Below are 24,536 nucleotides of genomic sequence, written 5' to 3'. Positions count from 1 at the left end.
CTATCGCTTGTAGGTGGGGGTGATGAAAGGAAGGGCGGTTACGGTCAGGGGCAGGTACTTGCCGCGTACTTCCGCGAAGACCCGGCTTCCCGGTTCTGCGAGCGAGGCGGGCACATAACCCATGGCAACAGGACCTTCGATGCTAGGTCCGAACGTGCCGGAGGTGACTTCACCGATCGGTGACTCAGGGGAATCTTCGGCAAACAAGCCGGCATGGGCGCGCACTGGTGCCTTGCCTTCCGGTTTCAGGCCGACGCGGCGGCGCACCGGGCCGTTCGCAAGGTCTTCCTCGATGCGCTCAGCACCCGGATATCCGCCGGCGCGGGCGCCACCCGGACGGCGAACCTTCTGGATTGCCCATTCGAGCGAGGCTTCGATCGGAGAGGTGTTCGTGTCGATATCGTTGCCGTAGAGGCAAAGACCGGCTTCAAGCCGCAGGGAATCGCGCGCGCCGAGGCCGATCGCTTCACAATGCGGATCTTCGAGCAATGCCTTGGCAACGTGCTCGGCCTTGTCGGCCGGAATGGAGATCTCGAATCCATCCTCGCCGGAATAACCAGAGCGGGAGACGATGCAGGAGACGTCATGAATGGTGACATCGCGGACGTCCATGAACTTCATCCCGGTCACGTCCGGCCAGAACTCGGCCAGCACGGCTTCCGCACGCGGGCCCTGGAGTGCCACCAGTGCACGCTCTTCGAGCAGCGTGACGTCGCAGTCGGCGAGGTTCGCCTTCATGTAGGCGACGTCGTCATCCTTGCAGGCGGCGTTGACGACGACGAGCAGGTGGTCACCGCGGTTGGTGATCATTAGGTCGTCGAGGATGCCGCCGTTCTCGTTGGTGAAGAAGCCGTAGCGCTGCCGGCCTTCCTTCAGGCCAAGGATGTCGACGGGGACAAGCTTCTCCAGTGCCAGTGCGGCATCGGCATAGGACCCCGACCTGGCGCGGACGATGACCTGGCCCATGTGGGAGACATCGAAAAGCCCGGCAGCGGCGCGGGTATGAAGGTGCTCCTTCATGACGCCGAGCGGATACTGCACCGGCATATCATAACCTGCAAACGGCACCATCTTCGCATTGAGCGACAGATGCAGCGCATGCAGCGGCGTTTGCTTGAGAACGGTCTGGTCGTTGGTTTGGTCACCCAATGGGGACACCTCCAGGTTTGGCGGATTCCGCCGGCTCAGATTCGGGCACAGTGACGCGCCAGTGTTTGAGCCCCCTCTGTCCTTGTCGCCTGAGATTGTTATCCCTTCGGCGAGCCTCCCTTTCGGGAAGGCCTCTCTCCAGAGTCCTGTCGGTTACCCACTGGTCCTTTTGCCTGAGAGTTTCCGGGGCGGTTGCTCCTTCGGCACCGCATTGAAGCGGCTTCTCCCAGCGAGTGCGTTGGTATTATCGGCTGGTGCGGCAATTTGGCAAGTCCCCCCTGTCGCCACCAACATCATTTATGTCGCAGCAGAACCACGCCGGCTGAACGCGACAGAACGCCTTTTGCGGCAGCCCATGTTTTGGGGTATGTCGGCCTCAGATTTGAGCCGCGGCTCGGGAAGGGAAGATCCATGGAAACGCTTGGCCTGATTGCTCTTGCCGGATTGATTGCTGTTGCGGGGCCAGGTGCGGCGTCCGCCCAGCATGCACATGGCGCTAGCCATGCGGCGCATTCTGCCGAGGCTCCAGCATCGGTGAGGGTGGGTGACCTTGAGCTTTCCGGCGCTTTCACCAAGGCCATGCTGCCGGGCCAGCCGGTCGGTGGCGGTTACCTGACCATCCACAACAAGGGCGCGAGCAACGATAGACTCGTCTCCGCATCTTCCCCGATCGCTGACATGGTCGAACTGCATGAGATGGCGATGCAGGGCGAGGTCATGCGCATGCGCAAACTGAACGATGGCATACCCGTTCCGGCAGGCGCGACCGTGGAACTGAAGCCCGGCGGGCTGCATCTCATGTTCATGAAGGTCAAGGAGCCGTTCAAGGCTGGCGGAAGCGTTCCGCTGACATTGACCTTCGAGAAGGCGGGGTCCATTGACCTTGTGCTCCCCGTGGGTGCTGCCGGCCCCGCTGGGCACCAGCACAACTAGCTCTACGACAGGTCAGACGTCGAGATCGCGATACGCCGCACGTGCCTGGTGCAGGGTCGCCTGCTGATGGGCCTGGCGCTCTGCGCCCAACAGATCAAGCGATATGGTTGTTGGAGGCGGGGCCGTGTGGATGCCGTTGGGGGCGCCGCCGTTGGCGACGCGCTGTGCGTTGCGTTCGGCATCCGCCTTCACGTCAGCGACCTGATCCTTCTTCGCCAGCCGGCGCGGGTGCTTGATCGCTTCTATGGCGACTGCAGCCGTGTTCGCCGATATGCTTGCTACGAGGGTCATTGGTCTCACCGTTCATCGATCGCAGGAGCCTAAGGGCAAAGCAACTGGCCAGTGATTAACAGCGACGTTCGCATTTTAACGAATTGACGTTTTCCTGTAGCGAATTACACCAAACATCATGATCAATGTGCTCCTTGTCGCAGTTGGCGGCGCCTTCGGTTCCGTTTGCCGTTATCTCGTCGGCGCCTGGACGCTCCGGCAGTTCGGGCCGGGCTTCCCTTGGGGAACGCTGTCCGTCAACATCCTTGGCTCCTTCCTGATCGGCTTCCTGAGCGAATGGATCATCCGGCGTCTTGGGGCGTCGAGCGAGATGCGGCTCCTGCTGATCACCGGCATGCTCGGCGGCTTCACCACCTTCTCGGCCTTCTCGCTGGACTTCGTAGCGCTGCTTGAACGGGGATCGGGCTTCGCGGGAGCCGGTTATCTGGCCCTCAGTGTCGTGATCTCGCTTGCAGCCGTATTCGGCGGGCTGGCTTTAGGACGGGCAATGCTCTAAAGGGCAGGGCCGATCCAAGAATAGAAAGAGCTTTGATGGCAGGCATCGAGCATGTTCGCGTTGAGGCGGACGAGGCAGGGATGCGTCTCGACCGCTGGTTCAAGATCCACTATCCGGGCCTAGGCTTCGGAGCGTTGCAGAAGCTGCTTCGCTCGGGTCAGGTGCGCGTCGATGGCGGCAGGGTGAAGACCGATGCGCGGTTGCAGCCTGGCCAGACGGTCCGCGTTCCGCCCATGGACGTGGATGCCAAGAAGTCCGGGCCGATCGCCGGCAAGGACCTCAAGCATTCGAGCGACTTCGAACTCTTGTCACGCATGATCCTTCATGAAGACGACAAGGTGATCGTGCTGAACAAGCCTGCCGGCCTTGCAGTCCAGGGTGGATCCGGCGTCACCCGCCATATCGACCAGATGCTCGACGCCTTCGTCAGCCCGAAGGGCGAAAAGCCGCGCCTCGTGCACCGGCTCGACCGCGATACGTCCGGCGTCCTTGTCATTGCCCGCACACGTGGCGCTGCGCAGAAGCTGACGACCGCATTCCGCGAACGCGACACGAAGAAGACCTATTGGTCACTGGTGAAGGGCGTACCGCGCAAGCACGAGGACAAGCTGTCCACCTGGCTCGTCAAGGAGCAGACGCCGGACGGCGACCGCATGCGTATTGCCAGGCACGGCGAGGAGGGGGCGGACCACGCCATCTCCTATTATCGCGTGCTCGAGACGGCAGCGCAGACGCTCGCATGGCTGGAAATGGAGCCCTACACGGGCCGCACGCACCAACTTCGCGTTCATGCCCTCCACATTGGCCATCCGATCATCGGGGATCCGAAATATTTCGACGATGATCCGAATTGGGCGTTCCCGGGTGGCATCCAGAAGAAGCTTCACCTGCACGCGCGCCATATCGACATCCCGCATCCGAGCGGCGGGCGCCTGCGCGTCACGGCCCCGCTGCCGCCGCACATGGTCCAGAGCTGGAACCTGCTCGGCTTCGACATGGAAAATGGTGCGCGGGACGACGACTGATGAAACTTGTTCTTTTCGATTGCGACGGCACGCTGGTCGACAGCGCGGCGCTGATCCACGAAACCATGCGCCGAACCTTTGTCCAGTTCGGCAAGCCGGAGCCCGAGATCGCAGCAACGAAGTCGATCATCGGCCTCACTCTCGATATCGCGATTGCGCGCATGCAGGGTAAGCCGCATGCAGACGACGAGGCCGTCGAGATGATGGCCTACTACAAGTCACTGTTTTCGGTGGTGCGCCAGGATCTTGGTTTCCGCGAGCCGCTTTTCGACGGTATTCGGGAGGTCATCGATACGATCGGTCCGCGGGACGACCTGTTGATCGGCGCCGTCACCGGCAAGTCGCGGCGCGGCCTGAACCTGGTGATGGAGACGCACGCCTTCGACAAGTACTTCATCGTCGGTCGCACGGCTGATGATTGTCCGTCAAAACCGCATCCGGCCATGGTGACGGAATGTTGCAGCGAAACCGGCGTCGATCCAGCCCAAACCCTTGTTATCGGCGACGCCATCTACGATATGCAGATGGCAAAGGCAGCCGGCGCGACTGCCATCGGCGTGGCTTGGGGTTATGCCTCCATTGACGATCTCAGGCAGGCCGGTGCCGACGCCATCGTCCATCATCCGCGAGAGCTTCTTGCGCTGATCGGTTAAATCCGGCGCACATTGGTTCATTGGCAGGTTTATACGCATGCGTGACATTTTTCCCGATCCGTCCGAAATCCTCAGCCACGAGGACCCCACCCGACGCGCCCAGATCCAGATGCAGAAGCCGCTTCCGAAGCGCTTCTACAAGGAGGTCTCGGTTGCCGAAGTGGATGGGGGGTATGCCATTCACCTCGATGGAAAGCCGGTGAAGACGCCCGCGCGGCAGGCCCTGACAGCATCGACGTCCGAGCTTGCCGAACTCATTCGTGATGAATGGGCGAATCAGGTCGAGGTCATCGACCCGCGGATCATGCCGATCACTCGGCTCATGAACACGGCGCTTGACGGGATCGCGCCCGACCCGCAGCCGGTCTTCGAGGACATACTGCGGTTTTCCTCCAGCGACATGCTCTGCTACCGCGCCGACGGACCGGACAACCTCGTTGCCCGCCAGACCGAGCGCTGGGATCCGATCATCGACTGGGCGGCCAATGATCTCGGCGCGCGATTCATCCTGATCGAAGGCATCATGCCTCAGGAACAGCCGCGGGATGCGACAGCGGCCTTTTCGGTGACGCTGCGGAAGTACCAGAGCCCCGTCGAGCTTGCGGCGCTCCATACGGTCACAACGCTGACGGGGTCGGCCATCCTTGCTCTTGCCTTTGCAGAAGGGCGCCTGTCTGCTGAAGAGGTCTGGGATCTTGCCCATCTCGACGAAGACTGGACCAACGAGCATTGGGGCACGGATGCCGAGGCCCAGCATCGGCGCGAGAAGCGGCACGAAGAACTGCAGGCAGCCGCCGCGGTTTTTTACGCGCTGGGGCGTCGGGCTTAAAGCTTCTCTAACCGTGTTTGGAACAACATGAGGAACCGTCGTTTTCGGGTTCCTCCATGTTCCGTTGTGTATCGCGTCCCGTTCTGGTTGCCCTGACCGTCCTGCCATTGATGGCATTCCGGATGCCGGCAGCCAGTGAATCACTCGAAAGCCTACTTTACGACGTTCGCGGCGTGTTTGTGACAGCGCGCCCGACCGTACCACAAGAGCTGGTCATCGCCACGGACATGCTGGTGGACGAGGCGGTTCGCGCAACGGTGCGCAAGACTATGCTGCCGCGGACGATTATCTCGGTGCGGATCGACCAGATCTCCAGGTTGCCGCTGATGATCGGCAGCCGTCACGAGGCGAAGGTGACGGTCAAGGTGATTGCCGTCGCAAGCGGCGACCCTATCGCCGAAGGGTCATTCAAGACATCCGTCTTCCTGCTCGACAATGCCGGCGCCGACCGAGCGCTGGCCCAGCGGATCGCAGACCGGATCACCACCGAGTTTCGCCTGGATGGTCCCGGACGGCCCGCCATCGTCAATGCGCTGTTTCCGTGACGTCAGGACACATATTTATGCAGGATTGAGTTGATCAGCGTCTGGTAGGGCATGCCCTCTTCAAGTGCCTTGGCCTTCAACCTTGCCAGATCACGTTCGGGGATCGAAATCGAAATGCGTTGTCGCTTGCCGTCGATCATCCGGCCAGCCCTGTCTTTCCATAAAGCCTTCCGTTCAGAAAGATCGCCAACGGGAACCCAGTCCCCGGTCTCAGAAAGAGCGATGACATCGTCCTCGGTCGGATCTGAAAGCTGTTTCTGATCCTTCACGATTTCTCCTTTCCCAGATAATCTCGCGTGGCTTTCCGGCTCGGAAAGAACGTCTTGAAGAAGACGCCGTCTTCATTTTCAACATACGGCACAATGAACGCATATCCTTCGACGTCGACAACCAGTTGTCGCTGGTGCGGATAGCGTTCCGTGTTCACATGACGCCGGTCATCCAGAAGCTTGCCGTCGGCCAACGCCACGATGATCCGCTCGAAGCCAAAGCCGAATTTCTGCTTGAGCAGCAGCGCCTTCTCTTCAGGCCAGTGAATGTCCATGCATATTGAATATGTATCCAAGCTTGAAGCAAATCAAGCTACCCCAGGCGCTCGGCATGCCAGCGCAGGTGGTCGTCCATGAAGGTCGAGATGAAGTAGTAGGAGTGGTCGTAACGCTCGTGCATGCGCAGCGTCAGCCCGATCTCAGTGTCCTTGATCGCCTCCTCGAACAGCCACGGTCGAAGCCCATTCTCCAGGAAGCTATCCGCCTTGCCCTGGTCGATGAGGAACTCCGGGAAACGCGCCCCATCTTCCACGAGTGCGCAAGCGTCGTAGGCGCGCCATGCAGCCCGGTCAGCGCCGAGGTATTTTTCGAGCGCAGGTGCAGACCAGTCGGCCGTTGAAGGCTGGACGATCGGTGCGAAGGCCGAGCAGCTCTTGAAACGACTGGGGTTCTTCAGCGCGATCGTCATGGCGCCGTGGCCACCCATGGAATGGCCAAAGATGCCTTGGCGGCTCATGTCGGCGCGGAACTGCTGGCCGATCAGGGCAGGCAGTTCCTGTGTGATGTAGGAGTACATCTGGTAATGCTCTGCCCAAGGTGCCTCGGTGGCGTCGAGGTAAAAGCCGGCGCCCTTGCCCATCTGCCAGTTCGTCAATTCATCCGCGACATCGCTGCCGCGCGGGCTCGTATCCGGGCAGACGATGATCAGGCCGAGCTCCGCTGCCAGTCGACGATACTCGCCCTTTTCCATCACGTTGGCATGGGTGCAGGTGAGGCCGGACAGGTACCAGAGCACCGGGCGCGGCTCGTGGACCGCCTGGGGCGGAACGAAGACTGCGAATGTCATCTCGCAGTGACACGTTTCGGATTCGTGCTGAAAGACGCCTTGCATGCCACCAAAGGCGGTGTTCTGGGAGATGACTTTCATGGAGTTCTTCCTAGGATTGGGTGTTCTTGGCGCGGCGGCAAAGCCTGTCGAGGGTTTCGAGGAATTTGGAGCGGTCGCGCGCAGAGAACGCGGCGTTGTAACCCTTGCTCTCGCCGGTTTCGCGCAGATGAGCGCCGAGGTCGCGCATGGCGGTCGCCATGCCGATATTGCCCTCGTCGAACACACGGCCGGTGGGACCAGTAACGAGCGCTCCCTTGGCCACGCATCGCCCCGCAAGCGGCACATCCGCCGTGATGACGATGTCGCCCGTCGTGGCCCGTTCGGCGATCCAGTCGTCCGCCGCGTCGAATGCGCCGGAGACGATCACGTTGTGGACCATCGGATCGCGCGATGGGCGCAAGCCTGAGTTGGCGACGAAGGTCACTTCAAGCCCGTGCCGTTCGGCCACTTTAAGCACTTCCGGCTTCACCGGGCAGGCATCGGCGTCGACATAGATCATGAGGCGGGCCTGCGCATGTCGGTGTGCGGGATGCCGTCCTCGAGATATTCCTCCGATACGGGCTCAAAGCCTAAGGATCCGTAGAACTTCACGAGGTGGCTTTGGGCAGACAGTTCGATCGGCTCATGAGGGTGAAGCTTTTCGCATTCGGCGATCGCCTCGCGCATCAGCGCTTCGCCCAGCCGCTTTCCGCGATGGACCGGGGAGACGGCAACGCGGCCGATGCGGGGAGGGCGCTGCGGGTCCGGGCGCCAGATCCTGGCGCAGGCCAGCAGGTCGGTTCCATCGAGCAGGCGCAGGTGCAGGCACTGCGGGTCGTTTCCGTCGAGTTCAGGATAAGGGCATTCCTGCTCCACCACAAACACATCCACCCGCAGCTTCAGCATGGCGTAGAGGTCACGCGCGGAGAATGCGTCCAGGCTCCGCACGTCGACCTTGTAGGGCTGCGCCGTCATCAATAGACGACGACGCCCCGGATGCTTTCACCCCGGTGCATCAGGTCGAAGCCCTTGTTGATGTCCTCGAGCGGCATGGTGTGGGTGATCATCGGGTCGATCTGGATCTTCCCCTGCATGTACCAGTCGACGATCTTCGGTACGTCGGTGCGGCCACGGGCGCCACCGAAGGCTGTGCCCATCCACTGCCGGCCGGTGACCAGCTGGAACGGTCGCGTCGAGATCTCCTGCCCGGCGCCGGCAACGCCGATGATGACAGACTTGCCCCAGCCGCGGTGCGCCGATTCGAGCGCCTGGCGCATTACCTTCGTGTTGCCGGTGCAGTCGAAGGTGTAGTCGGCGCCGCCGATCGTGTCGCCGTTGCGCTTCGTCATGTTGACGAGGAAGGGCACGATGTCATCACCGACGTCCTTCGGATTGACGAAATGCGTCATGCCGAACTTTTCGCCCCAGGCCTTGCGGTCCGGGTTGATGTCGACGCCGATGATCATGTCCGCACCGGCGAGCCGCAGGCCCTGCAGCACGTTGAGGCCAATGCCGCCGAGGCCGAACACGATTGCCGTCGATCCGATCTCGACCTTGGCCGTGTTGATGACGGCGCCGATGCCGGTGGTGACGCCGCAGCCGATGTAACAGACCTTGTCGAAAGGCGCGTCGGGGTTGATCTTTGCCACCGCGATCTCCGGCAGCACCGTGTAGTTGGCGAAGGTCGAGCAGCCCATGTAGTGGTGGATCTTGTCCTTGCCGATCGAGAAGCGGCTCGTGCCGTCCGGCATCAGGCCCTGGCCCTGCGTCGCGCGGATCGCGGTGCAGAGGTTGGTCTTGCGCGACAGGCAGGAATAACACTCGCGACACTCAGGCGTGTAGAGCGGGATGACGTGATCGCCTTTCTTCACCGAGGTGACGCCCGGGCCGACGTCCACGACGATGCCTGCGCCTTCGTGGCCAAGGATGGCGGGGAAGATACCTTCCGGGTCGGCGCCCGAGAGCGTGAAGTCGTCGGTATGGCAGATGCCGGTCGCCTTCACTTCGATCAGCACTTCGCCGGCGCGCGGCCCTTCGAGCTGCACGGTCATCACTTCGAGCGGTTTTCCAGCCTGAACGGCGACGGCGGCGCGGACATCCATGGTGTCTCTCCCTTGAGGGTTCTAGAATCTGTTTTTGTTTCGGCCGGACTTTGCCACGTGCCGATGCGTCGGCTCAAGCGGGAACCGACGATTGCGCAGTCACAACGACTTGCTTGCTTAAGGGTCGATCACCGGAACGTTGGGCGCGGCGCTGCGGGGAAGGAGCCCCGTCAGTCGCGGGTCGTTCAAGACCTCGACCTTCAGCGCATAAGGTGTGAAGCCGGAGCGCTGGTAGAACGACAGTGCTTCGGGCGAATCCAGGTGGCAGGTATGCACCCAGAATCGCTTGATCGGCCTCGACCACGCCGTTTCGATGGCCTGGTTCATCATGAAACGCCCGGCGCCCTTGCCGATCGCATCACCCACCAGGCCAAAAAACACAAGTTCACACTCCGCTTCCTCGCGAAAGTCCAGTTCCACGAGGCCTACCGGCCGCCCCTGATCCTGCAGCGTATAAAGCTCGATCTGCGGATGGGTGAGGATCGCGTTGAGCTTCTCATCGGGCATGACAACGCGCGATTCCCACAGCCAGTATTCACCGACCTTGCGAAACAGCGCCCGGTACTCATCCAGCGACGCCGGGTGCCAGCGTGTCCAGGCAAAAGCGCCAGGGTCGCGCACCGGCCTGACGGCGGGTCTGGCGTGCATTTGGAGGAAGGTTACGATGGTCGCGATCTTGCCCGGAGGCAAGGCGTGGTAGCCGGTGGAAAGAGCGGGATGTTCTTCGATCATGGAACGTTTTGGAACTCGTTCCGACGATCATGTCAATGGGATTGCAGCCATCGACGTTCAGGCAGCGATGTCATCGTCCAAAGGCGGCAGATTATCCATCTCCAGCCATCGTCGCTTCGCAAGTCGTCGGCCGGCCGATCGAGTGTCACGACCAGAACCATCATTTCTCGCCATGCCGGATGATGCTCCGATGTGGGAGCGGCACGGTCGATTGCCTTGAGGATGGCCCCCTCGCGGGATGACAACATCAGCCGGCCGCGCACAAGCGCGCCTCTCAAGACCCGCCAGAGATAATGAAGATCGTGGATGCAGACGCCGCGCGAGTCCGGGCGGCTCACCGCATAGCCTCCTGTACGCGAGACGATCGCGTGCCGCATCTGGTCCAGCGCGAAGGCGGAGAGGCTGTCCGGCACCTCGGCGGATACCTCCATCACATGCAGAAGCAGTTCTAGTTCCAGCACGGACGTGACCACGCCGTCATCGGAAATGTTTCGCATCAGCCACCGAGCGCCCGCTTCACTAATCGCACCTCTCGGCGGCGTCTCTTGGACAAGGAAACGCGTCAGGCTTTCAATGAAGAAGACCTCCCATTCCGGAGACGCTTCCGGGCAGCAATGTGCAAGTGCAAGAAGCGTGCGAGCGTCTTCCAGCGTGCGAACACCGTCCGGAAAGGTGTATTTACGCAGCAGCAGGATTTCATCGGTCGAGATACGGTTTGCGCCGGCGATGACACAGGCCGGAAACGAGAAGCGGGACGCGCTCATCTTCCATCTCCATTTTCATCCAGCACAAGATGTGGAGCGCTGCCTCGAGAAGTTGAGGCGCGGTGCGGAGACATGCTTAACGCTGGTTTACCGCCGCGTCAGGCAGAGGCCGCCTGTGCCTCCCTTGCACGCTCTCGCCAGATGATGAAGAGGCCCGACCCGACGATGATGGCGATGCCAACCCACTTCGAGGCGGTCGGGAAATCACCGAAGAGCGCATAACCAAGCACGGTTGCCGAGATGATCTCGAAATACTGGAATGGCGCCAGCAGCGACAAAGGCGCCAGCCGGAAAGCGCGGACCACCAGCAGGTGGACGTAGCCGGAGAGCGAGCCGAGCACGACCAGCAGGATCAGGCCAGGCCATGTCGCCGGAAGAGAGGGCTCGAAATCGACAATCCCCTGCGCATCCCCCACCAGCAAGGCTGCAGCCATGAACACAGTGCCGCCAACGCCGGCCATGGTCTGCATCACGAGCGGCGAATCGCCATCACCAATCGCGCGGTTGAGGAAGAGATAGAGCGTGAACAGGAAGGCGCAGACCACCGGCAGCAGCGCCGTCCAGCCAAAGATCGCGTAACTCGGCTGGATGACGATCATCGCCCCGGCAAACCCGACGATGATGGCGAGCCAGCGCCGCCAGCCCACCCGGTCGCCGAGGAAAATCGCCGACATCATCGTCAACATGAAGGGTTCAACGAAATAAATGGCGAAGACATCCGCAAGCGGCATGTATTTGACCGCCGTGAAGAACATCAGGCTGGCCGCCGCGTGCAACACGCCCCGCAGCAGGTTCATCCATGGCCGTCGCGAGTGGATGAGCGCCGAACCCGTCACCACCGCCAGGGGCAGCAGGCAGACGAGCTGGAAAAAGAACCGGTAGAAGGTGACCTGGCCGGGCGACATCGCCTCGAATGTCGCCATGTATTTGGCAATCGCATCCATGACGGGAAGGACCACCATGCAGCTTGCCATGAGGGCCATGCCCTTGATCGGATTTTCAGGGGTGGAATGATTCATGGCGAGCCGCTTTCGATGAGCAGCGGTTCAACCACAGCCAAACGGCTTCTTCAAGCTCTAGAGCAGGAAGAACAGGACGCTCTGGGCCAGATTCGCCGTCACGAAGATCGCGGCAATGGCCACGCCGATGATGGTTACGTTCTGCAGCATCATTAAACCTTGAGAGGGGGCGTCGCGAGGGCGCGAGATGGGGGGAATCTCTTACCGGGGGGACGGGGGGACTGCCCTCGCGACATGCACATAATGATCTTCTTCGCCGATCGTTCCATGCTTTGCGCAGAAAAATTTGTGTCGCCCAGAGTTGGCGGATTTCTAGCGAAAGTCGTCCCGTGATCTCGGCCGGAAATCATTCCGATCACGGCCGGAATCGCGGTCGTAGCTGCGCCGTTCATTATCGGCTCCAGGCTCGACGCGCAGGCGATCGAGGACCTGGATGAGCAGGTCGGCACATTCCTTGGTCGGCTCGCCTTCCGCACACCGGAAATCGATCACCGTTCCGCCTGCCTCGATGCGAAAACGAGCGGCGCGCTCGCGCCAGGAACGGGAGGTCGCGGTGTCGGCTTCGTCGCGGTCGCCTTCAGATGGCGCGGGTGGTGCTTCAGGCCGTCGCTCCGCGTCAGCCGGCGAGGCCGGAGGCGTGGCGGGCGCGTCAGTCGGTGCCTGCGCGAGTGCCAGCGTGGACGAGATGGAAAGCACAGCAGATGCCGCAAGGATCGTCAGTTTCATCGGGGTCGCCTCCATAGAAGTCTGGCTGACCAACCTGAAGCATCGCCCTTTGTTCCCGCGGGAAATCGGCTGACGCTCAGGGCACCGGAGCGGGCGGTCGGGTCTCGAAGACGCCGATCGAACCAGTCACAGTCGGATCAATGGTTTCGAGGCGATCCCAAGCAACCGAGACGCCGAACAGGAGGAGAGCTATGAGGGGGACAAGCAGAAGCAAGCCGGTATTGGACGCGCGCATATCGTACTCCGCACAAGTGATAGCGAAGGGGAACATGGCGACGGCAAGATTAACGAGAGGTTAAAATCCGCCCTTTTGCACAGCCCATGCACCAGAGTTGATCAGCGGTGGCTAAAACAACAAAAAACCCGGCCGAAGCCGGGTTGATTTGGTGCGGTCGAGAAGACTCGAACTTCCACGTCTTGCGACACAGCGACCTCAACGCTGCGCGTCTACCAATTCCGCCACGACCGCATCGTGGTAGGTCCGACTTGCGCCGGCGGGGGAGCATGTAGCAAAAGGATTTGGCGGGCACAAGTGCACTGCGACAGATTTTTCAGGGATAAAATTTTTGGTTCTTCATCCCTATATGAACCGGGCATATTCGCGCCCTGTCTCGACCCTTGAACAGCCCTTAGAAGAAGATTTTCCATGCTGACGCGCACCGAACTCAACGCCACCATGTTTCCCAAGGAAGGTTCGCCGCCCGTGCGCTGGAGAATCTCCGACAGCCTTGTGCCTTATGAGCAGGCGGTGGCAGAGATGGAGGCGGAAGTTGCAGCAATCGCCGAGGGGCGGGCGGACGAGCTTGTCTGGCTTCTCGAGCATCCACCGCTTTACACCGCCGGTACGAGCGCCGATGCGGGTGACCTCATCGAGCCGGATCGATTTCCCGTTTATGCCACCGGCCGTGGCGGCGAATATACCTATCATGGCCCCGGCCAGCGTGTGGCCTATGTCATGCTTGACCTGAAGCGCCGCCGCCAGGATGTGCGGGCTTATGTTGCGGCACTGGAGGAGCTGGTGATCCGCACCCTCGACATGATGAACGTCAAAGGTGAGAGGCGCGAGGACCGGGTGGGCGTATGGGTGCGCCGGCCGGAAAAGCCGCTGCTTGCCGATGGTTCGATGGCGGAGGACAAGATTGCCGCCCTCGGCATCCGGTTGCGGCGCTGGGTGAGCTTCCACGGACTGTCGTTGAATGTCGATCCGGATCTTTCGCATTTCAGCGGGATCGTGCCCTGCGGAATCAGCGCCTATGGCGTCACCAGCCTTGTTGACCTCGGGCTGCCGGTGATGATGGCCGATGTCGACATGCGCCTGCGCGAAGCATTCGAAGACATCTTTGGCCCGACTGTAAACGAGGGGCCGCGCTGAGGTGGTCGACATCAAGGTAAAGCCGCGCCCGATCGGCGCAACCGCCACAGTCGGCCGCCATGGTCACCCGCAGGTGACAAGCGAGACCGGCGGTGGACTGGCCATTGTCACCGGCGCGTCGGAGCCGGGCTTCAACCCGCTCGACCTGATGTTCTCCTCACTTGCCGCCTGCCTTGTGCTGAGCGCGCGCATCGCGGCAAGCCGCCTCCAGCTTCTGGATCGGCTTGTCGAGGTGAGGGTGCATGTGACGGGTGAAAAGGCTGAAGGCGAGCCAACCCGGATCGAGCAGTTCACCATCGACTTCGCGATCGATGGGGACTTTGGCGCCAACGAGAAGATGCAGATCATCCACCTTGCGGAAGAGATCTGCACCGTCAGCAATACGCTCAAGGGCTCTCCTTCTTTCGAGGTGACAACCTCCTAGTCGTCGTCAGGTATGCGGGCGTCGACGCCCTCGATACGCAGGTTGTTGACGACGCTTCTGACGCCTCGCAGGGCCTGGATGTGGCGGCCGATCGTGCGGGACGTCTGCGCATCGTCGACTCCGCCGTCGATCGTCACGACCCCGTCTTCGACATCGATGTCGATCAGCGCCATGTCGACGAGGTCAAGGTTCTCAATCGCGTCAGTGATGCGCTCTTCGAGATCGTCCGATTCTTCCAGGCCCTCGGTACCCGGCCGGTCGCTGTCGACAAGGCGCTCTTCCTGGCCGTCGGCCTCTGTCTTGTCGACGGTGAAGCCGCGGTTGCGCTCATCATCGAAATTGGCGTTGGGGTCACCATAGGCCGCGTTTTCGATCGGCTTGGCGCCGGCGCCGCTGGCGTCGTCGTATGGCCAGCCCTGATCAATGTTGCGAGTGTCGTAGTCGCGGAAGTCTTCTTCCCTGTTGATCTCGTCGACGTTGCGCTTGGCTGGCATGTCTGTCTCCTGTCGTGTGTCCGGTGCGTCCCCGAGCGTTTCAACTGGCTGGAGTAGGCACCGCGTTACCGGTCAGGGCACGCCTGACGCGTCTGTGGACAAACAACGGACGAAGCGGGTTTTGGTTCTGGCGCGGCTCACGATTTTCCCTTTTCCCACTTGCGGATGACGCGGTCGCGTTTCAACCGCGAGAGGCGCTTCAGCCAGAAGATACCGTTCAGTTGGTCGATCTCGTGCTGCATGCAGATGGCGTAGAAGTCCTGTGCCTCCTCCTCGTGCGTCTCGCCCTTCAGATCCTGATAGCGAAAGCGGATCCGCCGCGGACGCTCCACTTCTTCGGTCGCGCCCGGCATCGAGACACTGCCTTCCATGTGGCGCATGGTCTGCGCAGAGGCATCGAGAAGTTCGGGATTAACGTAGAAGCGCGGTCCGATTTCCGCAGACAGCTCAAGCACGACGAGGCGCTGCAACACGCCGACATGCGCCGCCGTAATGCCGACGCCGGGGGCAGCCCGCATCGTGTCCAGCAGGTCATGCGCGAATCTTGATAGTTCGTCATCGAAGGTCGTCACGGCGTCACAGGGTTGTGAAAGGCGTGGATCGGGATATTTCACCAGCGGAAGCACGGTCATGGCAGCCTCTTTTAAATCTTTTCGCCAGACACTTAGCCGGCGGGGGCTTGGCGGCTCAAGCTGCGGAATTAGGTTCTTGGCTGGACGCCTCCAACCGATTGTTTTAGCAGACGGTTGATAGGGTGGGTCCGGCAGAGTCGTTTGCGTCGTGGCCGGTCCTGTCCCAGGTGTTCCAGTGAACGTCAAACGGCGAGGGCGGCAGATGAGCGATACCGGTGAAGACATTCGCCCCCGCACCAAGCTTGATGAGGCAACTGCCGACATCTACGCCGAAAACGGCTCGATCCGGGGCGATTTCCTTGCCGCCGTTGGTGCGGCCATCGCCGATGCCGATACCTCTTTCCTGCGCAAGCATGTGGCGCGCCTGCATGAGTCCGAGCTTGGCGACCTGCTGGAATCGATTCCGCCCGAACAGCGTCTGGCGCTTGTTCGGCTGCTTGGCGACGATTTCGACCTGACGGCGCTGACCGAGGTCGATGAAGCGATCCGCATGGAAATCGTCGACCAGATGCCGAATGCGCAGATCGCAGCGGCGATCGGCGATCTTGATTCGGATGACGCCGTCTACATTCTGGAAGACCTCGACCAGGAGGATCGCGAAGAGATCCTCGCGCAACTGCCGTTTACCGAGCGGGTGCGGCTGCGCCGGGCGCTGGATTATCCCGAGCAGTCAGCCGGGCGCCGCATGCAGACGGAGTTTGTCGCCGTGCCGCCGTTCTGGACGGTGGGGCAGACGATTGACTACATGCGCGAAGAAGCGGACCTGCCGGAAAGCTTTACGCAGATCTTTGTCGTCGACCCGACCTTCAAGCTGCTTGGCGTGGTCTATCTCGACAAGATCCTGCGCACCAAGCGCGGGGTGAAGATCGAGGCGATCATGCGGGAAACCAACTATCCGGTTCCCGCCGACATGGACCAGGAAGAGGCCGCGCAGCTTTTCGAGCAATACGACCTTCTCTCCGCCGCCGTCGTTGACAACAACGGCCGCCTCGTCGGCGTGCTGACGATCGACGATGTCGTGGACGTCATCCAGGAAGAGGCGGAAGAGGACATCATGCGCCTCTCCGGCGTGGGTGACGAAGAACTGTCCGACTCCGTGAAACAGACATCGCGGTCACGCATTCCCTGGCTGCTCGTCAACCTGTTCACTGCCTTCATTTCCGCCTCGGTCATCTCGCTTTTCGAGGCAACGATCGAGGAAGTCGTCGCACTGGCGATTCTGATGCCGATCGTCGCCGGCATGGGCGGCAATGCCGGCTCGCAGACGATGACTGTGACCGTGCGGGCGCTTGCGACACGCAATCTCGACATCCACAACGCCTGGCGCGTGGCCCGGCGCGAAGCAGGGGTCGGGCTTATCAACGGCGTCGTGATCGGGGTTCTTGTCGGCACCGTGGCAGGCCTATGGTTTCAGGATCCCCATATCGGCGGGCTGATCGCGACCGCCATGCTCATCAACATGTTTGCGGCGGCCATGGCAGGCATCATGATTCCGCTGCTGCTGGATCGGGCCGGCGCGGATCCGGCCGTGTCGTCTGCTGTCTTCGTGACCGCCATTACCGACACCACAGGATTCTTCGCGTTTCTCGGGCTGGCCACGATCTGGCTTTTGCCATGACGCCCTGAAAATTGACTTGAACGTAAAAGTCACTTAGGCTTCTGCTCGTAAGCAGGGCGAGAACGTGAACAAGTATTATACCATTACGGAGCTGACACGGGAATTCGGGGTCTCCACTCGGACTCTTCGTTTCTACGAGGATGAGGGCCTCATCCATCCGGAAAGGCGTGGCCGCACACGGCTGTTTCGCGCTGCTGACCGCCGTCTCTTGCAGGAAATTTTGCGGGGCCGCCGTATCGGCTTCACCATCGCCGAGATCCGCGAGATCATCCAGGTCTACAAGGAGCCACCGGGCGAGTTGGGCCAGCTGAAGCTGATGATGAAGCGCATCGATGAGAAGCGCGACGAGCTGCGCCAGAAGCGTCGCGACATTGACGAGACGCTGAGCGAGCTGGACACGGCCGAAGAAGCCTGCCTCACGCGCCTCGCGGAAATCGGCGTCGGTACCTGATCTCCACCAATCTGTAGAGTTATTCCTGCGGCTGGGCGATCGCCGAGCACTCCTGCGCGATCATCTGCACGCGGTCGTCCTCCAGCTTGATGCTTCCCTGGAGAAGTGGAGTGAGCAGCGATTGTGATGCCAGCTGGTCTGCGGTGCATCCGCAGAAGTTCTCGCATATTTTCGCATCATTGCCCTGTTGTAGGCAGCCGGCCTCGCAGCTGCGGTTATAGGTCGTGCGTGGATCCGGCACTTGGGCAGGCGACACCAGCGAGAACAGATAAACAAATGCAATCAGCACCGGCTGGTGCAACAGGTAGATCGCCAGGCTGTGGCGGCCGGCCTTCGACAGGATATTTGTCCGTTGCTGAACGGCTACAAGCTGGGGTAGCCAGTTGCGTGACAGCGCCAGCCGTATGACGGCAATGCCAGCCAGCAAAGCGGCAACCCATGGAAACAGCGGCACGTAATCATTCGACCGGGGCGGGGTGACTGCAAAACCGAGCCAGCTCAGCCATCGCGTGTCGAACAGAGGCGCGTGGAGGAAGCCTGGTGCGAAACTGCTGTCGGCAACCATCAGGATGATCACCAGAAGAACGCAGGCCGCCGTGAGTGCAACGGGCGCGCGCAGGAACGCTAATCCCACGACGCTGGACAGGGCGATGTTGTGCAGGATGCCGAAATAGATCCACTCGTTCGCAACGGCGATGAGTGTCGCAATGCTGATCAACAGCGCTGCACCCGCCACCACCGCAAAACGCTTCCAGAAGGAAGACCAGCGGATCACCGGGTAGTGGGCAAGCACGAGGCTCACACCGGCCAGGAAAAGGAAGCTGCTGGCGATGCAGCGCGCGTAGATGCGAAAGAAGCCTTGGGTTGCCGTTCCGGGCTCCAGGTATCCGAAGAACTCCAGGTCCCACGTGAAGTGGTAGGTTGCCATCGCCACCAGCGCGACGCCGCGCAGCGTGTCGATCAGTGGGATACGTGGGAATTTCGTGGAGGTGTGGGAAGCGTCGGCGACTGTCACGGGGATCTTTCGTTTTTTACCTGGCGTCTTAATTGGCGTCGGGATCCATCAAGGCGAGCCGTGCCTCGGAGAAAAACTGGCGGCGCGTCAGGACGGCGATCACAACCACCGTCGTCGCCATGAACATATAAGGCCCGGCGAACCAGCCGAGATAACCGATCGACAGAAAAATCGCTCGCAGCCCGGCATTGAAGTTCCGCGCCGCGATGATGTTCATCTCCACCACCTGGTCCGCCGCCTTTTCCGCAGCTGCGCGGTCGACATTGGTCTCGTGCATCATCGGCAACGCCCCAAACAGGATCGTGCAGTAGTTGAAGAGCCGGTAGGACCAGCCGAATTTGAAGAACGCATAGCCGAACAGCACGGTAAGGCCAGCTACCTTCAGCTCGAAGGTCGTGCGGCCGCTATAGGCGACGAAGGCAAGGTCGCGAAACACGGCATCGACCTGGTCGGTGGCGCCGAGCAGCGCAAAACAGCCGCCCATGGCGAAGATCGAGGTGGAGGCGAAAAAGGCCGTGCCGTTTTGCAGGCCGGCCATGATCTGCGTGTCGATCATCTTCAGGTCCCGCCGCAGGGAATTGTAGATCCACAGCTTGCGTCGTTCCGCCATGGCGCGGTTGAGGCTCGCACGCGGAAGCAGCCGCGCACCGGACCCGGCAGTTATCCACGAATAGACCCACCAGAGCACGAGGAAGAGGGCTAGTGCGGCATAGTCGAGCGTCGTCATGGGGCAACCTTGAAGGACGGTGGTCGTGCTTCTCTCATGAGAGGTTTCTCAGAGTCTCGCAAGAGTCAGAGGGCAGGAGGGAACTTGGACGCCCCAGCAGCATTGAAACATGACAAAGCTGTGGCTGCCGCCTTCTTTCCGCCATCTTAGTGATTGCGGAGCCGGCGGTAATTTAATAGACGGTTAGCCATACGGCCGCGCAAGGACGTAGAAAAATGTCTAGAGACCTTGGAGACGATATGGAAGAGACTGCACAGACATCCTGCTGGAGCGTAACCTTCAAGGCGCTTGCAGGATTTGCAGGAGCTCTCGCGCTCGCCTACCTCTTCGGCGCATTCTGATCAGCCTAAAAAGATCCTGGCGGCGTGGTATTGCTACCGCGCCGTTCCTATTTCAGAACAGTGTCGCGGCCATCCAAGTGGATGTCGGATCACCACCTGAACTATAGGAACTGACGACCTAGACTTCATCATCGGGTTAGTCAGCGGGATACAGATGTTTCTTTCCGTCTTCGACGTTTTCAAGATTGGTGTAGGCCCTTCAAGCTCCCACACGATGGGACCCATGTCGGCTGCCAATCGCTTCCTCGAGCTGATACTTTCCAATGATTGGCCGCGCCCGGCGGGCACGCATGTCGCAGCGCTGAAGGTGAGCCTGCATGGCTCGCTTGCCTTTACCGGCATCGGCCATGGAACGGGCAGGGCGGTCATCCTGGGCCTGATGGGCGAGGCGCCGGCAAAGGTCGATCCCGACCGCATGGACGAGATCATCGCAGAGGTAGAGCGGACCGGACGGGTTTCGCCTCCCGGCCATCCGATTTACGAGTTCCAGCCGAAGACCGACCTGATCTTCGACAAGAAGCAGCCTCTTCCGGGCCACGCGAACGGCATGAGCTTCTCCGCCTTCGATCGCGATGGCCGGCTTCTCCTGAAGCGGATCTATTATTCGATCGGCGGCGGTTTCGTCGTTACCGATACCGAGCTTGAGGCCATGCGGGATTCGAAGAAGTCCAGCAGCGATGCGCGGGTGCCGTATCCCTTCTCCACTGCCAAGCAGATGCTCGAGATGGCGCAAGGCTCCGGGCTCACCATCGCGCAGATGAAGCGTGCCAACGAAGAGACCAGGATGAGCCGCGCAGATCTCGATGCGGGGCTCGACGAAATCTGGGAAGCGATGAAGAGCTGTATCGACCGCGGTCTCAAGGTCGACGGCATCATGCCGGGTGGGCTGAAGGTTCGGCGCCGGGCCCGCGCGATCCATGACAAGCTGAATGAGGAATGGCGCAGCAATCGGCTCAATCCGCTGCTCGCCAATGACTGGCTCTCCGTCTACGCCATGGCGGTGAACGAGGAGAATGCCGGCGGTGGCCGCGTTGTGACGGCACCGACCAATGGCGCGGCCGGCGTCATACCGGCAACGGTTCGCTATTACCTGCATTTTCATGAGGATGCGACGCAGGAGGATATCCGCAACTTCCTGCTGACCGCGGCCGCCATCGGCGGAATCATCAAGCACAACGCCTCCATCTCCGGTGCCGAGGTCGGCTGCCAGGGTGAGGTCGGTTCTGCTGCCGCCATGGCCGCGGCAGGGCTTGCCGCCGTGATGGGTGGTTCGCCGGAGCAGATCGAGAACGCCGCCGAGATCGCGCTTGAGCACCATCTTGGCATGACCTGCGACCCGGTGGCCGGGCTCGTCCAGGTGCCTTGCATCGAACGCAATGCGCTCGGAGCCGTGAAGGCAGTCACCGCAGCATCGCTGGCGCTGAAGGGTGACGGCGCCCATTTCGTGCCGCTTGATGCCTGCATCGAGACCATGCGCCAGACCGGCAACGACATGAGCGAGAAATACAAGGAAACCTCGACCGGCGGCCTCGCCGTCAACGTGGTGGAGTGCTGAGTCGTTTCGTCGCTGTGGAGGGGAGGTCATGCGCCTTGACCTCCACGGCGAATGGGTCTTGAAGAAGGGGATGTCGCTACATCTGATCAAGCTTTGCGTCGGGGCCGATTCCATTCAGGATCTGCGGGACTGGGTTGCCGAACGCGCCCTCAATGCGATCGCTGCCGGCCTCGAGCCGCACAGCGTGCACACCACGCGCATGGTTCCCAAGCGCATCGACGAGCTGCTTGAAAATGGCTCGCTCTATTGGGTGATCAAGGGCCAGGTGATGGCGCGGCAGAAGCTGCTCAAGATCGAGACGGTGACCGGCGGCGACGGTATCCAGCGTTGCCAGCTATTCCTCGGCACGGAAGTGATCGAGACGGCGCCTCAGCCGAAGCGGCCGTTCCAGGGCTGGCGGTACCTGAAACATGAAGAAGCGCCGCGTGACCTCGGAAATCTCGGCGAGGACCTGACGGCGCTTCCTGAAGAGCTTCGGCGCGAACTCGCCGAGCTTGGCTTGCTGTAATCTCTTAGCGGATTTTCAGACGAACCGGGGCCCGCCCGGAGCGGCCGGCGACGTGCAGATGGATCTGCGCTTCCGGCTGCGTGTGGCGCCATGCCCGGGCACCATGGCTGAGCAGCAGTGCCACGAGATCGCGCGTCTTCTCCTTGGAGCGGCCGATCCCGATGCCGGCCAGACGCATCGCCGCCTCGTGAAGCGGATTGAGGGCAATGCCCCGTGCCCGGTTCTTAGACGGACTGCGGAATGCAAGATCCGCGCTGTTTTCGTTCAGTCCCATAGGAAACCCCGCTTACGCTATACTCTCGAGATTTCTCCGCGCCGACAGCCGGCGCGGGCATTACGTCATGCGAGACCCTCGCCTACTGCTGGGCAGCCCAGCAGCTGATGCCCTTCTTCTTGAGCATGTTGCAGGCCTCGACCGCCTTCTTCTGGTCGCCGAAGCCACCGAAACGGGCGCGGTACATCTGTTCGCCATTGTTGGTGAAGGCAACCGTGAACGGCGTTGCGGAACGCAGCACCTTGCCACCCTTGTCCTGCGCATTCTGAAGCAGGCCCTGCGCCATCTTCTCGTCAGGCGACGCACCGATCTGGATGACCCAGCCCTGCGGAAGGGCTGCAGCCTTGGAAGCCTTGGTCGACGCTGTGGTGACCTGGTCGAGCGCCGGCTTGTTGGTGCGAACGGCAGCGACTTCTTCGCGGCGCTCGGGGATGAATTCCGGCGCAGGCGTCGGGACGGCGGAGACATTCGCCATCGCCTTGTCCATGACCTGGTTGATCACCTTCTTCTGCGACGATTCGCCGGCATAGGCGGTAGCAGCGGGAGCGATCGATGCAGCGGGCTGTTCGCTGTAACGGGATTCCGGACGCGGACCATCCGGCGGCAGGTCAAGCGCTGCCATTTGGCGGGCTTCGGAAACCTTCGGCTCGGAGCGAACTGGCGCGGTCGGGACGGCAACCGGTGCGGTCGGTGCAGCCTGGGCGATCAGGTTCGATGTGCCGCCGCGCGATGCCTTCGGCAGATATTCGGCGACCAGCTTGCGCATGGTGGCATCACGTGCGGCGCTGGAGCGACCACCAAGTACAACGGCGACGATGGAGCGGCCGTCAAGTTCCGCGGAGGTTGCGAGGTTGCTGCCGGCGGCGCGGGTATAGCCGGTCTTGATGCCGTCGACACCCTTCACCGAGCCAACCAGGCGATTGTGGTTGCCGATGACCTGCTTGCCGAAGTTGAAGCTGCGGATGCTGAAATAGTGGTAGTACTGCGGAAAGTGCTGGCGAAGCGCGATGCCAAGGCGAGCCTGATCGCGTGCCGTCGTCATCTGCGCCGTGTTCGGCAGGCCATGCGCGTTGCGGTAGGTGGTGCGGGTCATGCCGAGCGCACGGGCCTTGCTGGTCATCATCTGCGCGAAGCGGGATTCGGATCCGCCAACGAATTCGCCGAGAGCCGTTGCGATGTCGTTTGCCGAACGGGTGACAAGGGCGCGGATCGCCTGGTCAACCGTGACCGAGCCACCGGCGCGGACGCCGAGCTTGGACGGAGGCTCCTTGGCGGCATTGGCGGAAACGGGAACGGTGCTGTCGAGGCGGATGCGGCCGGCCTCAAGCGCTTCGAAGGTGAGGTAGAGGGTCATCATCTTCGTGAGCGACGCCGGATAACGCAGGCCATCCGGATCTTCCGAATAGAGCACCTTGCCGGTCTTGGCGTCGACAACGATGCCGGCATATTTGGGAGCCGCAGCCGCGGGAGCCGCAAACGCCGTCAGGGTTATCACGAGGGTGAGAAGATAACCGAGGAACCACCCCGGGATGGCCGCAGCATCCTTCTTAGGGGATGCGGAAAACACTGTTTTTGACACTGCCGCACTCATCGCTTGCATTCACGTTATTACATCCGGCCGCTCCCCCGATCGCAGCCGTTATCCAGCAATCTAGGGGAATAGCGTTACCAAGAGGTTTATGATGAACAATCCGTTGCCCCGGTTTGCTGCATCCGAACCTTGCGGAGCAGCGGGCATTTCACCTGGTGGAGAGCCGGGCTTCGACAAAGGATCGAACTGCGGCATCAATATGTTGCCAGTCCTCCAAAAGGTCGCTGGAGAAGCGATAAAGCACAGAAAGATCCTGTCCGACGTGGATGTCACGCTGGCAGTCACCACCCGTCGACCTCTCTCCCGCAGCAGGCAGGAGGCAGCGAACGGCATAGTCATCTTCGCCAGGACGTGACGCGGTCAGCAGCACTTCCGGGCCATAGCCGGCCTCGGGATCGAGTCGATGAAGGGTGAGGCCGAACTCCGCCTGTTCCGGTGGTCCGTCGAACAGCTTTGAGTAGATGGGATCGACCCGACCCGACATGTCGCGCGACATGGTGCTTTGCGAGAGCTGCAGGAAAATCAGGGTGGAGGATTGGCCAGCGTCATCGAAGCGCGCGCGCAACTCAGGGCGAAAGCCCGACATTTCCGGCCATGTCAGGTAAAGATCGGCCCGCTCGGATGTCCCGGAGCGGCGCTGGTCGCGGAAGCGGATGATGTTGGCCGGCAGTTCGAGCTTATCCTGGCCGATCTGCAGCGAAACCAGTTCTTCGCTGTCCGTATGCCCGGCGAGGGAGATCTTTTCGCCGAACCAGCGACCGCCAAGGCTGATTCCGGCAGTCAGGAGTGCGAGAAGGGCAACCACGGTCGTCAACCGGTAGATGAACCGGTTGGAGATCAGCGGTGCCTCTTCTGTTTGAGAATGATGGCCAGACACTGCCAGATGCGCTCCGTCGTCGTTGGCTCGTCGCGCG

31 protein-coding genes, 1 tRNA gene, 1 pseudogene and 1 riboswitch are annotated in these 24,536 nt (G+C 61.4%); of the genes and pseudogenes, 12 read left to right on the top strand and 21 right to left on the bottom strand.

Features of this window, described 5'->3' with window-relative positions:
* Complete coding sequence (gene gcvT / locus CYG48_RS07940; protein ID WP_118849885.1) at positions 1–1,149, bottom strand: glycine cleavage system aminomethyltransferase GcvT; 1,149 nt, start codon at positions 1,147–1,149, stop codon at positions 1–3.
* Between the two features lie 151 nt (positions 1,150–1,300).
* A riboswitch (glycine riboswitch) is annotated at positions 1,301–1,388 on the bottom strand.
* Positions 1,389–1,617: 229 nt separating this feature from the next.
* Between gcvT and CYG48_RS07935 the strand changes: the two are divergent.
* A pseudogene (locus tag CYG48_RS07935) lies at positions 1,618–2,082 on the top strand (copper chaperone PCu(A)C); the annotation flags it as partial.
* Positions 2,083–2,094: 12 nt separating this feature from the next.
* On the opposite strand, the gene CYG48_RS07930 reads toward CYG48_RS07935, so the two are convergent.
* Positions 2,095–2,373, bottom strand: a complete 279-nt coding sequence (locus CYG48_RS07930; RefSeq protein ID WP_118849883.1) for a hypothetical protein — start codon at positions 2,371–2,373, stop codon at positions 2,095–2,097.
* A gap of 118 nt (positions 2,374–2,491) precedes the next feature.
* On the opposite strand from CYG48_RS07930, the gene crcB reads away from it, so the two are divergent.
* From crcB to CYG48_RS07905, 5 genes are read left to right on the top strand one after another with little or no spacing between them, the layout of a single operon-like run.
* On the top strand, positions 2,492–2,869 hold the full coding sequence (crcB, locus tag CYG48_RS07925) for a fluoride efflux transporter CrcB (protein WP_118849882.1): 378 nt from the start codon (positions 2,492–2,494) through the stop codon (positions 2,867–2,869).
* A gap of 35 nt (positions 2,870–2,904) precedes the next feature.
* On the top strand, positions 2,905–3,894 hold the full coding sequence (locus tag CYG48_RS07920; protein ID WP_118849881.1) for an RluA family pseudouridine synthase: 990 nt from the start codon (positions 2,905–2,907) through the stop codon (positions 3,892–3,894).
* On the top strand, positions 3,894–4,547 hold the full coding sequence (locus CYG48_RS07915; protein WP_118849880.1) for an HAD-IA family hydrolase: 654 nt from the start codon (positions 3,894–3,896) through the stop codon (positions 4,545–4,547). Before CYG48_RS07920 ends, CYG48_RS07915 begins: the two co-directional genes overlap by 1 nt.
* 37 nt (positions 4,548–4,584) lie before the next feature.
* Positions 4,585–5,376, top strand: a complete 792-nt coding sequence (locus tag CYG48_RS07910; protein WP_118849879.1) for an ATP12 family chaperone protein — start codon at positions 4,585–4,587, stop codon at positions 5,374–5,376.
* Between the two features lie 56 nt (positions 5,377–5,432).
* Complete coding sequence (locus CYG48_RS07905; protein ID WP_118849878.1) at positions 5,433–5,921, top strand: hypothetical protein; 489 nt, start codon at positions 5,433–5,435, stop codon at positions 5,919–5,921.
* A 2-nt stretch (positions 5,922–5,923) separates the two neighbouring features.
* Here the strand turns inward: CYG48_RS07905 and CYG48_RS07900 are convergent, their stop codons facing one another.
* The 12 genes from CYG48_RS07900 to CYG48_RS07845 form a co-directional block, all read right to left on the bottom strand.
* Entirely contained in the window at positions 5,924–6,190 is a 267-nt protein-coding gene (locus CYG48_RS07900) for a DNA-binding protein (RefSeq protein ID WP_118849877.1), read from the bottom strand.
* Positions 6,187–6,465, bottom strand: a complete 279-nt coding sequence (locus CYG48_RS07895; RefSeq protein WP_118849876.1) for a toxin — start codon at positions 6,463–6,465, stop codon at positions 6,187–6,189. The genes CYG48_RS07900 and CYG48_RS07895 overlap by 4 nt, the downstream gene beginning before the upstream one ends.
* Before the next feature lie 38 nt (positions 6,466–6,503).
* Complete coding sequence (gene fghA, locus CYG48_RS07890) at positions 6,504–7,337, bottom strand: S-formylglutathione hydrolase (RefSeq protein ID WP_118849875.1); 834 nt, start codon at positions 7,335–7,337, stop codon at positions 6,504–6,506.
* Positions 7,338–7,347: 10 nt separating this feature from the next.
* A complete protein-coding gene (locus CYG48_RS07885) occupies positions 7,348–7,797 on the bottom strand; it encodes a YaiI/YqxD family protein (RefSeq protein WP_118849874.1) in 450 nt (149 codons plus the stop codon).
* Entirely contained in the window at positions 7,794–8,252 is a 459-nt protein-coding gene (locus tag CYG48_RS07880; protein WP_118849873.1) for a GNAT family N-acetyltransferase, read from the bottom strand. The genes CYG48_RS07885 and CYG48_RS07880 overlap by 4 nt, the downstream gene beginning before the upstream one ends.
* Entirely contained in the window at positions 8,252–9,379 is a 1,128-nt protein-coding gene (locus CYG48_RS07875; protein WP_118849872.1) for an S-(hydroxymethyl)glutathione dehydrogenase/class III alcohol dehydrogenase, read from the bottom strand. Before CYG48_RS07875 ends, CYG48_RS07880 begins: the two co-directional genes overlap by 1 nt.
* Positions 9,380–9,496: 117 nt before the next feature.
* Positions 9,497–10,111 (bottom strand): GNAT family N-acetyltransferase, encoded by a 615-nt coding sequence (locus CYG48_RS07870; RefSeq protein WP_118849871.1) that lies wholly within the window; start codon positions 10,109–10,111, stop codon positions 9,497–9,499.
* A 32-nt stretch (positions 10,112–10,143) separates the two neighbouring features.
* A complete protein-coding gene (locus CYG48_RS07865; RefSeq protein WP_118849870.1) occupies positions 10,144–10,875 on the bottom strand; it encodes a hypothetical protein in 732 nt (243 codons plus the stop codon).
* Between the two features lie 98 nt (positions 10,876–10,973).
* Positions 10,974–11,894: a DMT family transporter gene (locus tag CYG48_RS07860; protein WP_118849869.1), complete on the bottom strand. Its 921-nt coding sequence runs from the start codon at positions 11,892–11,894 to the stop codon at positions 10,974–10,976.
* Between the two features lie 312 nt (positions 11,895–12,206).
* Positions 12,207–12,620, bottom strand: coding sequence for a hypothetical protein (locus tag CYG48_RS07855; protein WP_199925255.1), 414 nt, complete (start codon positions 12,618–12,620; stop codon positions 12,207–12,209).
* Between the two features lie 76 nt (positions 12,621–12,696).
* Positions 12,697–12,855, bottom strand: a complete 159-nt coding sequence (locus CYG48_RS22460; RefSeq protein WP_199925254.1) for a hypothetical protein — start codon at positions 12,853–12,855, stop codon at positions 12,697–12,699.
* A 149-nt stretch (positions 12,856–13,004) separates the two neighbouring features.
* A tRNA-Leu gene (locus CYG48_RS07845) sits at positions 13,005–13,089 on the bottom strand.
* 177 nt (positions 13,090–13,266) lie between these two features.
* Between CYG48_RS07845 and lipB the strand changes: the two genes are divergently transcribed.
* On the top strand, positions 13,267–13,992 hold the full coding sequence (gene lipB / locus CYG48_RS07840) for a lipoyl(octanoyl) transferase LipB (protein ID WP_118849867.1): 726 nt from the start codon (positions 13,267–13,269) through the stop codon (positions 13,990–13,992).
* A 1-nt stretch (position 13,993) separates the two neighbouring features.
* Positions 13,994–14,416, top strand: coding sequence for an OsmC family protein (locus CYG48_RS07835; protein WP_118849866.1), 423 nt, complete (start codon positions 13,994–13,996; stop codon positions 14,414–14,416).
* Here the strand turns inward: CYG48_RS07835 and CYG48_RS07830 are convergent.
* Both CYG48_RS07830 and CYG48_RS07825 read right to left on the bottom strand, forming a co-directional pair.
* Entirely contained in the window at positions 14,413–14,910 is a 498-nt protein-coding gene (locus CYG48_RS07830; RefSeq protein ID WP_118849865.1) for a BON domain-containing protein, read from the bottom strand. The two genes, CYG48_RS07835 and CYG48_RS07830, sit on opposite strands and share 4 nt — an antisense overlap.
* A 137-nt stretch (positions 14,911–15,047) precedes the next feature.
* Positions 15,048–15,542, bottom strand: coding sequence for a peptide deformylase (locus CYG48_RS07825; RefSeq protein WP_118849864.1), 495 nt, complete (start codon positions 15,540–15,542; stop codon positions 15,048–15,050).
* A 202-nt stretch (positions 15,543–15,744) separates the two neighbouring features.
* Here CYG48_RS07825 and mgtE point away from each other — a divergent pair, with 202 nt between their 5' ends.
* Together mgtE and CYG48_RS07815 are read left to right on the top strand one after the other, a co-directional pair.
* Positions 15,745–17,160, top strand: coding sequence for a magnesium transporter (gene mgtE / locus CYG48_RS07820; RefSeq protein WP_118849863.1), 1,416 nt, complete (start codon positions 15,745–15,747; stop codon positions 17,158–17,160).
* Positions 17,161–17,224: 64 nt separating this feature from the next.
* Positions 17,225–17,611: a MerR family transcriptional regulator gene (locus CYG48_RS07815; protein ID WP_118849862.1), complete on the top strand. Its 387-nt coding sequence runs from the start codon at positions 17,225–17,227 to the stop codon at positions 17,609–17,611.
* Positions 17,612–17,630: 19 nt separating this feature from the next.
* On the opposite strand, the gene CYG48_RS07810 is transcribed toward CYG48_RS07815, so the two are convergent.
* Both CYG48_RS07810 and CYG48_RS07805 read right to left on the bottom strand, forming a co-directional pair.
* Positions 17,631–18,626 carry a heparan-alpha-glucosaminide N-acetyltransferase gene (locus tag CYG48_RS07810; protein WP_118849861.1) on the bottom strand — a complete coding sequence of 332 codons (996 nt, stop codon included), beginning with the start codon at positions 18,624–18,626 and terminating at the stop codon, positions 17,631–17,633.
* Between the two features lie 28 nt (positions 18,627–18,654).
* The gene (locus CYG48_RS07805) at positions 18,655–19,353 is read right to left on the bottom strand and encodes a DUF599 domain-containing protein (protein WP_118849860.1); all 699 of its coding nucleotides are present in this window, start codon (positions 19,351–19,353) and stop codon (positions 18,655–18,657) included.
* 495 nt (positions 19,354–19,848) lie between these two features.
* Between CYG48_RS07805 and CYG48_RS07800 the strand changes: the two genes are divergently transcribed.
* Positions 19,849–21,249 (top strand): L-serine ammonia-lyase, encoded by a 1,401-nt coding sequence (locus CYG48_RS07800; RefSeq protein WP_118849859.1) that lies wholly within the window; start codon positions 19,849–19,851, stop codon positions 21,247–21,249.
* A gap of 70 nt (positions 21,250–21,319) precedes the next feature.
* Complete coding sequence (locus CYG48_RS07795) at positions 21,320–21,757, top strand: DUF1489 family protein (RefSeq protein ID WP_118851549.1); 438 nt, start codon at positions 21,320–21,322, stop codon at positions 21,755–21,757.
* 4 nt (positions 21,758–21,761) lie between these two features.
* Here CYG48_RS07795 and CYG48_RS07790 read toward each other — a convergent pair whose 3' ends face one another.
* The 3 genes from CYG48_RS07790 to CYG48_RS07780 all read right to left on the bottom strand — a co-directional run bounded on the left by CYG48_RS07790 (position 21,762) and on the right by CYG48_RS07780 (position 24,499).
* A complete protein-coding gene (locus CYG48_RS07790; protein ID WP_118849858.1) occupies positions 21,762–22,031 on the bottom strand; it encodes a hypothetical protein in 270 nt (89 codons plus the stop codon).
* A gap of 82 nt (positions 22,032–22,113) precedes the next feature.
* Positions 22,114–23,631 carry a D-alanyl-D-alanine carboxypeptidase gene (locus tag CYG48_RS07785; RefSeq protein ID WP_118849857.1) on the bottom strand — a complete coding sequence of 506 codons (1,518 nt, stop codon included), beginning with the start codon at positions 23,629–23,631 and terminating at the stop codon, positions 22,114–22,116.
* Between the two features lie 139 nt (positions 23,632–23,770).
* Positions 23,771–24,499 (bottom strand): hypothetical protein, encoded by a 729-nt coding sequence (locus CYG48_RS07780; RefSeq protein WP_245450444.1) that lies wholly within the window; start codon positions 24,497–24,499, stop codon positions 23,771–23,773.
* Between the last annotated feature and the right edge of the window lie 37 nt (positions 24,500–24,536).

It is taken from the genome of Neorhizobium sp. SOG26 (genome assembly GCF_003491345.1).
Lineage (GTDB): Bacteria > Pseudomonadota > Alphaproteobacteria > Rhizobiales > Rhizobiaceae > Neorhizobium > Neorhizobium turbinariae.
This window is presented reverse-complemented; position numbering and strand designations above follow the sequence as displayed.

Bases quoted from the DNA above. Each gene is read 5' to 3' on its own strand.
- CYG48_RS07930 (WP_118849883.1), bottom strand. From the start codon at position 2,373: ATGACCCTCGTAGCAAGCATATCGGCGAACACGGCTGCAGTCGCCATA.
- crcB (WP_118849882.1), top strand. From the start codon at position 2,492: ATGATCAATGTGCTCCTTGTCGCAGTTGGCGGCGCCTTCGGTTCCGTT.
- CYG48_RS07920 (WP_118849881.1), top strand. From the start codon at position 2,905: ATGGCAGGCATCGAGCATGTTCGCGTTGAGGCGGACGAGGCAGGGATG.
- CYG48_RS07915 (WP_118849880.1), top strand. From the start codon at position 3,894: ATGAAACTTGTTCTTTTCGATTGCGACGGCACGCTGGTCGACAGCGCG.
- CYG48_RS07910 (WP_118849879.1), top strand. From the start codon at position 4,585: ATGCGTGACATTTTTCCCGATCCGTCCGAAATCCTCAGCCACGAGGAC.
- CYG48_RS07905 (WP_118849878.1), top strand. From the start codon at position 5,433: ATGTTCCGTTGTGTATCGCGTCCCGTTCTGGTTGCCCTGACCGTCCTG.
- CYG48_RS07895 (WP_118849876.1), bottom strand. From the start codon at position 6,465: ATGGACATTCACTGGCCTGAAGAGAAGGCGCTGCTGCTCAAGCAGAAA.
- fghA (WP_118849875.1), bottom strand. From the start codon at position 7,337: ATGAAAGTCATCTCCCAGAACACCGCCTTTGGTGGCATGCAAGGCGTC.
- CYG48_RS07885 (WP_118849874.1), bottom strand. From the start codon at position 7,797: ATGATCTATGTCGACGCCGATGCCTGCCCGGTGAAGCCGGAAGTGCTT.
- CYG48_RS07880 (WP_118849873.1), bottom strand. From the start codon at position 8,252: ATGACGGCGCAGCCCTACAAGGTCGACGTGCGGAGCCTGGACGCATTC.
- CYG48_RS07875 (WP_118849872.1), bottom strand. From the start codon at position 9,379: ATGGATGTCCGCGCCGCCGTCGCCGTTCAGGCTGGAAAACCGCTCGAA.
- CYG48_RS07870 (WP_118849871.1), bottom strand. From the start codon at position 10,111: ATGATCGAAGAACATCCCGCTCTTTCCACCGGCTACCACGCCTTGCCT.
- CYG48_RS07865 (WP_118849870.1), bottom strand. From the start codon at position 10,875: ATGAGCGCGTCCCGCTTCTCGTTTCCGGCCTGTGTCATCGCCGGCGCA.
- CYG48_RS07860 (WP_118849869.1), bottom strand. From the start codon at position 11,894: ATGAATCATTCCACCCCTGAAAATCCGATCAAGGGCATGGCCCTCATG.
- CYG48_RS07855 (WP_199925255.1), bottom strand. From the start codon at position 12,620: ATGAAACTGACGATCCTTGCGGCATCTGCTGTGCTTTCCATCTCGTCC.
- CYG48_RS22460 (WP_199925254.1), bottom strand. From the start codon at position 12,855: ATGCGCGCGTCCAATACCGGCTTGCTTCTGCTTGTCCCCCTCATAGCT.
- lipB (WP_118849867.1), top strand. From the start codon at position 13,267: ATGCTGACGCGCACCGAACTCAACGCCACCATGTTTCCCAAGGAAGGT.
- CYG48_RS07830 (WP_118849865.1), bottom strand. From the start codon at position 14,910: ATGCCAGCCAAGCGCAACGTCGACGAGATCAACAGGGAAGAAGACTTC.
- CYG48_RS07825 (WP_118849864.1), bottom strand. From the start codon at position 15,542: ATGACCGTGCTTCCGCTGGTGAAATATCCCGATCCACGCCTTTCACAA.
- mgtE (WP_118849863.1), top strand. From the start codon at position 15,745: ATGAGCGATACCGGTGAAGACATTCGCCCCCGCACCAAGCTTGATGAG.
- CYG48_RS07805 (WP_118849860.1), bottom strand. From the start codon at position 19,353: ATGACGACGCTCGACTATGCCGCACTAGCCCTCTTCCTCGTGCTCTGG.
- CYG48_RS07800 (WP_118849859.1), top strand. From the start codon at position 19,849: ATGTTTCTTTCCGTCTTCGACGTTTTCAAGATTGGTGTAGGCCCTTCA.
- CYG48_RS07795 (WP_118851549.1), top strand. From the start codon at position 21,320: ATGTCGCTACATCTGATCAAGCTTTGCGTCGGGGCCGATTCCATTCAG.
- CYG48_RS07790 (WP_118849858.1), bottom strand. From the start codon at position 22,031: ATGGGACTGAACGAAAACAGCGCGGATCTTGCATTCCGCAGTCCGTCT.
- CYG48_RS07785 (WP_118849857.1), bottom strand. From the start codon at position 23,631: ATGCAAGCGATGAGTGCGGCAGTGTCAAAAACAGTGTTTTCCGCATCC.